This is a genomic window from Aquimarina sp. (genome assembly GCF_977115655.1).
In genome coordinates this window covers 1-11,243 of sequence record NZ_CDSBKO010000098.1, presented here as the reverse complement: position 1 = coordinate 11,243, position 11,243 = coordinate 1, and the positions used below count along the sequence as shown (strand labels likewise).

12 protein-coding genes are annotated in these 11,243 nt (G+C 30.0%); 1 reads left to right on the top strand and 11 read right to left on the bottom strand.

Features of this window, described 5'->3' with window-relative positions; genetic code table 11:
• From ACZIYX_RS22785 to ACZIYX_RS22765, 5 genes are all read right to left on the bottom strand, one after another.
• Positions 1-551: hypothetical protein (locus ACZIYX_RS22785; RefSeq protein WP_462684570.1), on the bottom strand; the 551-nt coding region annotated here is incomplete at its 3' end.
• Positions 552-555: 4 nt separating this feature from the next.
• On the bottom strand, positions 556-1,824 hold the full coding sequence (locus ACZIYX_RS22780) for a hypothetical protein (RefSeq protein WP_462684569.1): 1,269 nt from the start codon (positions 1,822-1,824) through the stop codon (positions 556-558).
• A gap of 10 nt (positions 1,825-1,834) precedes the next feature.
• Positions 1,835-3,181 carry a glycoside hydrolase family 19 protein gene (locus ACZIYX_RS22775; RefSeq protein ID WP_462684568.1) on the bottom strand — a complete coding sequence of 449 codons (1,347 nt, stop codon included), beginning with the start codon at positions 3,179-3,181 and terminating at the stop codon, positions 1,835-1,837.
• Positions 3,182-3,309: 128 nt separating this feature from the next.
• A complete protein-coding gene (locus ACZIYX_RS22770) occupies positions 3,310-4,500 on the bottom strand; it encodes an SH3 domain-containing protein (protein WP_462684567.1) in 1,191 nt (396 codons plus the stop codon).
• A 6-nt stretch (positions 4,501-4,506) separates the two neighbouring features.
• Positions 4,507-5,385: a hypothetical protein gene (locus ACZIYX_RS22765; protein WP_462684566.1), complete on the bottom strand. Its 879-nt coding sequence runs from the start codon at positions 5,383-5,385 to the stop codon at positions 4,507-4,509.
• A gap of 13 nt (positions 5,386-5,398) precedes the next feature.
• Here ACZIYX_RS22765 and ACZIYX_RS22760 point away from each other — a divergent pair, with 13 nt between their 5' ends.
• Complete coding sequence (locus ACZIYX_RS22760; protein WP_462684565.1) at positions 5,399-5,683, top strand: hypothetical protein; 285 nt, start codon at positions 5,399-5,401, stop codon at positions 5,681-5,683.
• 51 nt (positions 5,684-5,734) lie between these two features.
• Here the strand turns inward: ACZIYX_RS22760 and ACZIYX_RS22755 are convergent, their stop codons facing one another.
• The 6 genes from ACZIYX_RS22755 to ACZIYX_RS22730 form a co-directional block, all read right to left on the bottom strand.
• Positions 5,735-6,433, bottom strand: a complete 699-nt coding sequence (locus tag ACZIYX_RS22755; protein ID WP_462684564.1) for a hypothetical protein — start codon at positions 6,431-6,433, stop codon at positions 5,735-5,737.
• A 1-nt stretch (position 6,434) separates the two neighbouring features.
• A complete protein-coding gene (locus ACZIYX_RS22750) occupies positions 6,435-7,262 on the bottom strand; it encodes a hypothetical protein (RefSeq protein WP_462684563.1) in 828 nt (275 codons plus the stop codon).
• Between the two features lie 34 nt (positions 7,263-7,296).
• Positions 7,297-8,100: a hypothetical protein gene (locus tag ACZIYX_RS22745; RefSeq protein WP_462684562.1), complete on the bottom strand. Its 804-nt coding sequence runs from the start codon at positions 8,098-8,100 to the stop codon at positions 7,297-7,299.
• Between the two features lies 1 nt (position 8,101).
• The gene (locus ACZIYX_RS22740; protein WP_462684561.1) at positions 8,102-8,539 is read right to left on the bottom strand and encodes a hypothetical protein; all 438 of its coding nucleotides are present in this window, start codon (positions 8,537-8,539) and stop codon (positions 8,102-8,104) included.
• A gap of 167 nt (positions 8,540-8,706) precedes the next feature.
• Positions 8,707-9,486, bottom strand: a complete 780-nt coding sequence (locus ACZIYX_RS22735) for a hypothetical protein (RefSeq protein ID WP_462684560.1) — start codon at positions 9,484-9,486, stop codon at positions 8,707-8,709.
• A gap of 2 nt (positions 9,487-9,488) precedes the next feature.
• On the bottom strand, positions 9,489-11,066 hold the full coding sequence (locus ACZIYX_RS22730) for a glycoside hydrolase family 19 protein (RefSeq protein WP_462684559.1): 1,578 nt from the start codon (positions 11,064-11,066) through the stop codon (positions 9,489-9,491).
• Positions 11,067-11,243: the final 177 nt, after the last annotated feature.

Below are 11,243 nucleotides of genomic sequence, written 5' to 3'. Positions count from 1 at the left end.
ATCATATACATAAACGTATGAGGTTTTTTTACTTTTAAAAATGTAAATGAAGCTTTGTCTTCATAAAACAGCCAATTATTAAAATGATATAAAACCTCTTTTCTTTCTCTAGGGAAATCTTTAAATGCTGTACGATCGCTATAATAACTATCATGCCAATCATAAATTAAAGGGGTAATAAACTTATTACCTCTATAAGCTTTTGCATATAAAACAGGGGAGTCTGATTTATTTAGAAAAGGAGTTAATCCTACTTCTTCAAATTTTTCTCTTGTATATGAAATACTACTAGGCATATAAAATGCAGTATCAATATCTATTTGAAACTTTTCTAAAATAATATTTCTAAAAACATTATCCTTAGGAACTTGATAAGATTTTGTTTTTAGATATGATAAAGCACTTTTTATATCTTGTTCTTTTGTATATTTCAATTCATGTTTTTGAGAAACCATAAGATCTTCTACAGTATTATTTTGCCCATTAGTTGTGCTATTCTTACAAGAAAGGATTAATATCCCTATAATACTTGCATAAAGTATTGATTTCATTTTTTTATTCTTGTATTATTTTCACCCTACTTTTATGAATCCAACCATTTTGTCCTTTAAAAGATATATACCACCATCCTTCTTTATAAAACTCCCCTATTACTTCTTTACCAGATTTTGATACCATAAATTCCTCCCCATCTTGTACCTTAAAGATAATTTCTCCTGATTTATCCCGTACATTGGTATACCCATCGGGATCATTGATTACTGCCATTTCATAAACAGGTTTTGGGTTTTCTTCATCATACGGGGTTTGACCATACGCCTTAAGACTATACTCTTTTAAATCTTTATAACCATAAAAATCATTCTTTTTAAGAAGCCCTAACACCATAGGGTTTTCATTATATAATTCATCAAGGATACCTACCATGCCTTGATCTACAAGTACATTCATTAAATAGGAAAAATCTTCTAATTTCTGCTCTTCGGTTTCATAGGTGCAAAAAAGAAATTTTTGATTCTCTGGAGTTTTAACCGCATATTCTGAATAATCACTTACAATCATCCCGATATTAAAAACAAGATCGGGTTGTAGTTCAACTATTTTTTCTACTACATTTTTGCGTACTGCATAGTATTTTTTTCCTGTTACCCAACCTATTACCATCTCATTGATGTCTTCTTGAGCTTCTCGTTCCTCTCCAAGATTTTCTAGAATAAAACTAGTATACTCATCATCACCTGTATAACCATATTCATGAATCAGATGCATGAATGTCCAAGGTTTTTTTACTTTTAAAAATGTAAATGAAGCTTTGTTTTCATAAAATATCCAATTATTAAAATGATATAAAATTTCTTTTCTTTCTCTAGGGAAATCTTTAAATGGGGTGCGATCGCTAAAATAATCTTCTACAAAGTCATCTACTACTGGAACCATAAACCTATTCTCTCTAAAAGCAATAGGAAAAGAATATGCTAATTTTTCATATAAAGGAAACACTAAACTTGTATCCTCATATAAAATATCATCTTTCTTATTGTTATCAAGAGTATCAATATTAATTTTAAATTTTTCTAATATTTTATTTCTGAAAACATTTGATTCAGGGCGGCTATAGGATTTTGTTTTAAAAAACTTTAAAACTTCTTTAGCATCTGCCTCTGTACAGCTTGCTAAAGGATATCTATTAGAAAAATCTACCATAATTGTATTTTCTGTTTCTGTTTCTGTTTTTTGTTGGGTATTGTTTTGCCCATTAGTTGTGCTATTCTTACAAGAAAGGACTAATATCCCTATAATACTTGCATAAAGTATTGATTTCATGTTTATAGTATTAATTATTATTTTCTATTATTATACCTTCATATTTTGTTGCACCAGAACCCCAGTTGCCAATTTCTTTTACTTCACGAGGTTCTATAATGATTCTAACATCTCTATTTTTTTCTCCTTTTAGATCATCAATATCGGGTACATTGGCATAAAACTCGTCGACTAGGGCATTGGGTTTACTTTTACCTTGATGTATAGTTAAGCACCCTTGTGAACCAGAAGGATATCCTCCATGTATGGCAATCCCTTTTCTGTCATCACCACTCTCTATATCTATAATAGAGGGAGATTTTTCTATATCACCAATATGCCATTGATACTTTTGATCTTTATTTTGTCTTTTAAACAAATAATACTCCCCAGGTGGGGTTTCATTATTTTTGCCATAACGATATGATGATTTATTTCTGGATGGTATTTCCAAATTCTCCTTAAAATGTGCATCTCTAGTTAGGTAAGTTATATAATCAGGTTCAGGGAGTTCCTCTTTTTCTTTTAAATCTTTATATTTTTCCAAACTCATACGTCGATAAACTACAGTTTTGTAAACAGGCCATTTTTCTCCATTGTCATTCGGCTCACCGTATTTATAAGATTTTCCTGCTACGACAATCACAGTTCCTAATTCTTGTTCTTGCCATTTTTTGCCTTTATATAACGGGCATTCTTCTATTTTTAACTGCTCTTTGGCTCTTAAAAAATATCGTTTTCTTTCGCCTAATCCTTTTAATGCTCCATTAATTCTATAGGTTACAGATTTTACAGCATATTCATCTGCATAACTAGCCCTTGGGTTGATCATCTTCCATCCCCAGTATGCTAAAGCACTTGTCATAGCGTCTTTAGCATTGTTTTTTAATTTATAAGGATTATCATCATCAACCCAAGATACATCAGATTCTGTATCTTCTTTTATTTTTTCGTTATAAAAATCCTGAACTTTTTTATAATTGGTTTTCCAAGTGATCTGCTTAAACCCTTTACCACTATATCGCCATCCATCCCCATCTTTATGCCCTGCACTCTTGCCTATCGGGTGTGTTTTACCATAAATAGCATTGGCTAGTGTTTTTTGTTCCTCAAGTGTCAATGCTGTTCCATCTTTTTCTTCTCTACCTAATTCCTTTGCTTTGGCTTCCTTTGCAGCTTGTGTCTTAAATTGCTTAAAATAACTATCAAAAGTAGTGATCAAACTTTCCCAATACCAGTTGAAGCTTTCTTGGAGGTCGTAGAATTTTGATTCTGCCGCTAATTGTGCCAAAAAATGTGCTTTACGGGTACAGGTATCTATCCCAACTTTTTTACGATATTGATTAAGGTAAGGTAGTGCCTGAGTAATCATAGCCATATCTGATATTAGACATTTTCCATTATCATCTGTTCGCTTGGCATATCGGGGGATGATTTAAAAAACATAAAAAAAGAGCAGTTTATAGTAAAATGAACCACTCTATTTTTTAAGGATTGATAAAATTTCTAATTCTTACGGTAGTTCATCTCAAAAGAAAAACCCTCAATTACTTTTATCCTACTGCTGTGTATCCAGCCATTTATACCATCTTCTGTGACCACTGACCACCAATCCCCTGTGTTGGTTTCGATAGCAAATTTTTCTCCTTCTTTTATCTTTTTGATCACTTTGGCAGAAGTACCTTTACCATCCCGTAAATTGGTATACCCATCAGGATCATTAATAACACCATAAGCTATATAAGGATCGGGACCTAAAGAGCTAAGACCAAACCTTTTGTTTTTTGGGATATAAAAATTGTCTGTAAAATCCTCCAGATCTTCGATACCATAAAAATCTTTTTTCCTAAAAACCTCGATCATTTTTGGATCGGTATCGTATAAGTATTCTATAATCCCAGATTGCCCTGCTTTATAACAATGTGCCATAAGATAGGCATACAGCTCCTCTGTATCCTCTTCGTAAGATTCTGGATTGCCATTAGATACTCTATTGGCTACCGTAGACAATTGGGATAATTCTGCACCGTATTCGATCATTTTATCCAACATATCTTTGCGTAATATATATATTGGATGACAGTCTCCATTCTCTGCCCTCCATGTACCTTTACATTTTACACCAAAAAGAAACTTTTCTAAAACAATTGGTTCATATAACTTGGATTTATTAAATGCAAATTTCAACCAATCCTTGTTAGCTGAATAGCCGTAGATTCTTATTAAATCAATTAACAAATCAGGATTATTGGCTTTAATAAAATTAGTAGATTTGATATCATTACTAAAGATCATATCATTATAGTTGCAGAGTAACTCAAGATACGATTCTGTAATTTCATTCTTACTTTCAATATTTGGAAGCTCATTAATAAAAATCATTCTTTGATTTACTAGTATTTCATCAGAATGTTCCGAAGCTTCATTTACATATATATCATTATATTTGATTTCATCAAAATCTATATTATAGATTTCTTTTACCTTTTCTTGAAATGTTTGTTTTGAAACATTTTTTCTACATTTTTCTAACTTTTCATATGAATAATCATATATATCAACTAAAAAGCTCATTTCATTAGTATCAAAACTATATAAAAGTTGATCTTCCATTTTTTTATTATTTTTATTATCTATTTGTCCTTTACAGCTAGATAAAACTATTAATATTAATAATCCTGTAAATTTTAATCTCATAATATATTATTCTTTACCAAACCACTTTGTAGTTCCATATTTTATATCCTCCCATTGTTCCTCAATTACATCTCGTTCTTCAATTATAATTCTTACAAAACGACGTTCTATACTCATATCGTGTACTACCCCATTATCATCTATCATCTTTGCTTTTTCCATACTATTATGCAAAAATAAATCAGGGATTTCATTATACAATTCTTCTACAGGAATTAATCTTTTGGTGATATCATAACCACTTGCTAACGTTAAACATCCCTGTGAACTGTGAATATCATATTGATGTATAGCAACATCTCCTCTTTCACCATCTACTCCATTTATCACTTTATTATTATCATTATCACTTAGAAACATTAAATATCCTTTACCACTTCCTCCGCAGTCTCCTGCTCTATTGAGGTAATAGCTATCACTAGGAGGGGTTTCATTATAGGTTCCATATCGTAAGTTAGAACGACCTGAATTTGACAAATCTTGATGTGCATCTCTAGTCACATAAGTAATATAATCTGCTTTGGGTAACTTATCTTCTTTTTTTAGTTCATTATACTTTTCTAATGTCATTGCCCGATATACAGATAATCTATACATGACATTATCGGCATCGCCTTTTGTTTGAGAAGTAGTATGAATAGTTTTTTCTCCAATACCACTAATCACTACCACAGACCCTTTTTGTCCTTTACGGTGTTTGTAATCCGGGCAATCTTCTACCTTTAAGGTTTTTACCGCTTCTTCCAGATAGGATTCTCGATGGGCATACCCTTTAAAAGCATCGTTGATCCTATAGGTTACCGCTTTTAAAGCATCATCGCCCACCCCCATATCGGATCGGGTAAGGATATTTTTATCTTTCCAATAGATCAGGGCTGCTGCCATTGCCAGTGTTTTATTGGTCCTTAATTTTTCTGGATTTTCTTTAAAATCCTCTTCTGTAATATCTTCGTTTAATCTGGCAATCCATGTATTGTATTTGGTGGTAACATTTCTAAAATTACTTTTTCCTGTAAGTTGTATAAATCCACTTCCCCTATATTTCCACCCATCCGCATCTTCATCGCCCCAATTACTGGTTATTGCAGTGTTCCCTAAATCGGAAGCTTTGGGAGCTTTGCCATACGCCCAATTGGCAATGCTACGTTTATCCGTTTCTGTAACTTCGTCTTTGGTTTTGTAAGAAAGTAAGGTTTCTGATTATGAAGAATGTTTATTTATTCTTATAGAATCTTTATAAATTCAAAAATTCTTCGATATATTTATAGCCATATTTTTCACTGGAAAATTCTATAAAATCTAATATAGCATCAGTATCCCCTGCCTTTTTTTTGCTATCTAAAGAAGTGCTCGAAATTTGTATCCATTTCTTTTCCTCTAAATTATAAACGTATATATATACTTCTGAAGGTCTTTTTATTTCATATTCGAAATAAGTTATCTTGTCATAAATGGTATCTTGCGATTCTTCACCGAATTTTTCAGCATATATCTGAGCTTCTTTAAACTCATCTTCAAGAAAGTTTACTTTAATGATATCCTCAGGTTTACGATAATAAAGAACTAAATAATATTCATTAATACCTCCTTCAATGTTACTTACGTACTTTAAATATCCTTCTTCACTAAATCTACTTTTGTTTTTTTGATCTTTTCTTAGAAAATTTACTCGAAACATACCTTTATTAGGTTTATAGCTAAAAGTCACAGGTAAATAATAATCATAGGTATACTTAAGATTAAATGTTTCGTTAAAAAAATCCTGTAGTTCTTGCTTAGATATTTTAAGTATGCTTACATTAGACTTATCTGCACTAACAACATTTGAAGTTTCTTTCTCCTTTTGGAAGGTTTTTTCATTTTTACAAGAGCTATGTAAAGCAATACAAATAGCAACATATAAAGAAAAAACACAAAACAATCTATTTTTCATGTTACCCTCCTAGATATTCTGTAAACTCTTTACCATCCTTTGTTTTTCCTTTAAACTGAATAACTACATCTGCAACTTGTATAAAAGCGTCTAACTCTTTCAAAGAATTAAAATCACTCTCTTTCTTATTCAAAAATGCTTGCATTGGATTTCGATAATATTCATCTTTGTAGTATGTAGAGGATTTGTCATTCATTAACTTTGAATATAACTCTTTTTTATTAGTGTAAATTTTTTGTTTGATTTCATTAAAATATTTTTCCATAATCTTAAATTCATAATCTTTTTCACTTTTCACAATTAATTCATTGCTTTGCAATAGATCAAGAATAATAGGTTCTTTTATTATATATATATATTCATTAATTAGAGCGGGTACTTCATCATTTAAAGCATCAAAAGCATAACCTATTCCTATGGAATATGAAAACGTAACGTTTAATTCTTTAACATTATCGATTCCCTTAATAATAAGTTTTTTATTATTCAAATTGGATATGCCAGTCATGTCGTTATATTCACTATTAATGCGAATAGTATCTCTTTTTTCATAGACTTTACCAGCTTTATTTAGTCCTATTAATTCATTATATTCTATATTAAAATCTTCTTTTTCATCTTCATCTACTTCCACAATCACCTTCAAATTTTCTAGTTTAACAATAATTGTATCTTTAGACTTAATAGCCGCTTTTATTTTTTCATACGATGATTCTGTATTGTTATAACGCTTATTATGATTTCCTTGAAGGTTACTATTATTTTTAGAACTGCTATTACATTGGAAAAAAAGTAATAAAAACATCAATAATAAAATCTGGTTTTTCATTATAGTAGTATAAAACTGAAAATATTAAGATTAATTAATCTAAAAGGTATTCAGTAAATTTTTCACCATTTTCTTTTTCTCCCTGAATTTCTATAAAAACTTGCGATAAATATGTAGTAGCCCCTAAATCATCATAGGTTAGACTGTAAAATTCTTTTGATTCGAATTTTTCAAAATCATCTAGATATTCAGGACAACAATCTTTATAGTGTTCTCTGTTATTTTTAATGATTTCTTTAATATATTCATATGCCCTTATTTTAATTTCTGGTTTGTTTTTGCTAAACCATTCATTATCTCTATTAGTATCATCAACAACTGAAAACAAATCATCATTGATTTTTGATTCTTTAGTAAAACTAAAATTGATTATTTCATACCCTGGAATATCATCTATAAATGAAATGTTAACTCCATAAATAAAGGAAGTTTTTACTGAGATTATCTTTATTTTTTTTTCACTAAAAATCTGAATTTCATTCCCATAAGTAAAAGAATCATCCATTCCATAATTAATCAAAATAGTATCTCTTTTTTCATAAATATTTCCATGATAGTCATTATAACTAACTAATTTTTTATATTCAACTTCAACAGCAGATGGATCTTCATTAGATTTTATATATAAATCAAAATCATTGAATTTAATTTTATAGCCTTTTAAAGTATCAGAAATAGTGCTTACTTTATTATTAATGCTATCTCTTTTTTCTAATATTTCTTTTTTTTCAGAATCATTTACTTTACTAACCTTACTGTCCTTATTAGCGCAAGAAATATAGATAGTTAAACCAAAAATAAGTGATAGGATATATATATTACAAAATTTGCTTTTCATACTAATCGATTATTATTGCATTAATTGAAGATGCTTTAGTTGGCTTGAATTTTGACGATATGCCAGTATGTCCATGATCTAAATGGGAATTACTTTTATCATAGTGAACTACTTTTAATTTAGGTTTCTCATCATTCCACTTTACATATTCTAAACTTAGTGTTTTATCAGACGTGAAATTATAATTTAAATGGTACTTAATAGCTTTATCAAACACTTCTTTGTTTTTATCTCGGTTAAACCAAGACTCTGTACACACACCTCTTACACTTTTCCCTTCGTTATTAAGGTATCTAAAATCTGCATCCATTCCAATTCGTTTTCCTAAATGCCCATGCCCGCTGTGATGGCTACCAGGCTTGCCTGGATCACTTCCGTTTTCTGAGGACATATCACCAAAATCAACCGTATATCCCAAAGTACCTAATTCACTTGCCATACCGAATAAGCAAGCTGCTGTTTTTGGTAATAAATAACGGTCTCCTTTTCTTTGATATTATAAGGTCTGTTTTTCTTTACTTTTTTTTGCAAAAAACACACAATTATTTGATATATATCATCTTAAAAAAATATCTAAATAAACTCTGTGTGTTATTATTATAAGAATTAACCTTTAATAAATCCCGTAACTATTTTTCCTTCTGGAGACTCCCCTTTTACTTCTAATAAAATGCTTTCTAAAAGAATTAGAATATTTAAGTCCTCATAAGTTAATTCATTATAAGCCTTTGCTGTAAAGATTTCAAAATCCTCTAAATCATTTGGGCAGCATTTTTTTTGATCCTCTACTAACCTCATTGCGTTTTCATAAGATGACTTAATTATTTCTAAATTATTTTCTTGAAACCAAGCAGTAAAATTTTTACCTCTAATATCATCATTAATAAAAAAAGTATTATTCTCATTTAGTTTAACAATCTGTTTGAAAGTGTAATATTTACGATTATCAATGAAACTTCCATCTACACCATAGTTAAATGTTATCACTACTTCAACTTTTTTTAAATTTGACTTATTTACAAATTGTACTTGTTTATTGTCCAAAAATGAAGGGTCAGATACAAAATCGAGATCTCCATACTTATTGATTAATATTGTATCTCTTTTTTCATAAATATTCCCATCATAGTCATTATGTCCAACAAGTTTTTTATACTCTACAGAATATGGTTCTTCATCAGATTTTATAATCAAATCAAAATTCTTAAGTTCAATTTTTAATTCATTAGAGTTGTCTTTTTGATGAGTCTTTATTTTCGTGTTCTCTACAGAACTTACAGTATTTTGTTTTTGATTCCCTGTATTAATCTTATCACAAGAAATTGTAACAAGTATCAAGTAAAAAAATAAAAAAAACAGATCGTTACTAAAGGTTATTATTTTCATTATTAATCAATTATAGTTATGTTAATAGACGATACTTTAGTTGGCTTAAATTTAGCAGATAACCCTATATGACCATGATCTCTATGCCCATTGTACGCATCATAATGTACCACTTTTAAATTATACTCATTTTTTTTAGAATATTTATCACTTAAATCTTTATTAGAGGTAAAGTTATAATTTAGATGATATTTAATTGCTTTATCAAAAATTAGTTTATTCTTTTCTATACTAAATTTATCCAAAGAACTTGCTTTCTCATGCTGTATATTGTTGCCTTCTTTGTCCATATATCTAAAATCAATATCCAAACCTGATCTTTTTCCTAAGTGCCCATGTCCGCTATGGTGCCCCCTACTTTTATGTTTATTATTAGGTTTTACATAACCTTTTTCCCAAGGATCAGATCCATTTTCTGAGGACATGTCTCCTAAATAAATCTCTAAATTTTCATCATGTATATCGCTCACAAAACCAAATAGAGCTGCTGCTGTTCTAGGTAAAACATAATGATCTCCTTTTCCTACAATTTCCTTAGTAGTATATAAAGTGCTTCCTAATTTACGCTTATTAGCTTTCTTATCTATTCCTCCTTTATCTTCATTAACAGCATATCTGTTAAATCCATCCCCTGATGCAGGAAACTTTACTAAACCATATCCATTTTTAGTAAGTGTTGCCACTTTTTTAAAAGTGTTACTTCCTTCTTCGGTTTCGACATAATAGTTTACCTCTTTTCCTCCTTCTATAAGTTTTATGTCACCATTTTTAAATACATAATATCCAGCATTAGTTGGCGGGGTGTAATTGATAATGGCACAATCACTTTTTTCTCTAACTTGATTAATAGCTGCTACAACATTTTGATAACGCTGTGTTTTTTTGGCATCATCCTCTCCGCTATTAATTACATTGCTAATCCTACGTACATCTTTTTCTTCTTCACCCATATCTGCCTTATTATTGAAATGATTTTTATCCCAAAAATAGATAGCTGATAAAGCTACAATTAAAGAATCCTCTGTAACTTTTTCTGGATTTGTTTCAAAATCATAATCTGGCCAACTATACTTACCTTTTCTTTTATCATACCATTTTTGAAAAGCTTTATAATTTGACTTACCCGTTAATTGTACTAATCCACGACCTCTATATTTATAGCCATCCCCATTTTCATCGCCCCAATTATCATCTGTTATTTCTGTATTACCTAAATCAGAAGCTTTACTCCCTTTTGCATATGCCCAATTCGCTATTTTCACTTCTTCTGCTTTTTTACTTGAAGTTTTACCCCAATCATCAGCTTTCTGTTTGCCTTCTGTAGTTTTAAAATTACCAAAAGTTCCTTTTAAACCACTAGCACTATAAATAAAGTCTTCATTATAACTCCAAAAACCCGTTTCCTTAGCAACCTGACCAAGAAAATGACCTCTCCTTAGACAATTATCATTTATACCAAACTCCTTCATGTATTTGTTTAAATCTGGTAAATAATCAAAAATTCTTTTCCCATAGGCACTACCTAGTGGGAGATCCCCTTTTTGAGCATCAACTACTTTTTCTAAATCTAATGTGATCAAATCTGTCTGGCATCTAATACATTTTTTATTCTTTTTTCTATTACTATTAGGTGTTTTCTCTACCTGTACTAAATTACAACTTTGCGGGCTTTTTTCTACATTTAGTTTTTCTGCTTCGGGGCTTATACCATTTCTTAATTAAAAATACTGTTATATGCGGTTATTAAGTATTGGTGA

Bases quoted from the DNA above. Each gene is read 5' to 3' on its own strand.
- ACZIYX_RS22780 (WP_462684569.1), bottom strand. From the start codon at position 1,824: ATGAAATCAATACTTTATGCAAGTATTATAGGGATATTAGTCCTTTCT.
- ACZIYX_RS22775 (WP_462684568.1), bottom strand. From the start codon at position 3,181: ATGGCTATGATTACTCAGGCACTACCTTACCTTAATCAATATCGTAAA.
- ACZIYX_RS22770 (WP_462684567.1), bottom strand. From the start codon at position 4,500: ATGAGATTAAAATTTACAGGATTATTAATATTAATAGTTTTATCTAGC.
- ACZIYX_RS22765 (WP_462684566.1), bottom strand. From the start codon at position 5,385: ATGGCAGCAGCCCTGATCTATTGGAAAGATAAAAATATCCTTACCCGA.
- ACZIYX_RS22755 (WP_462684564.1), bottom strand. From the start codon at position 6,433: ATGAAAAATAGATTGTTTTGTGTTTTTTCTTTATATGTTGCTATTTGT.
- ACZIYX_RS22750 (WP_462684563.1), bottom strand. From the start codon at position 7,262: ATGAAAAACCAGATTTTATTATTGATGTTTTTATTACTTTTTTTCCAA.
- ACZIYX_RS22745 (WP_462684562.1), bottom strand. From the start codon at position 8,100: ATGAAAAGCAAATTTTGTAATATATATATCCTATCACTTATTTTTGGT.
- ACZIYX_RS22740 (WP_462684561.1), bottom strand. From the start codon at position 8,539: ATGGCAAGTGAATTAGGTACTTTGGGATATACGGTTGATTTTGGTGAT.
- ACZIYX_RS22735 (WP_462684560.1), bottom strand. From the start codon at position 9,486: ATGAAAATAATAACCTTTAGTAACGATCTGTTTTTTTTATTTTTTTAC.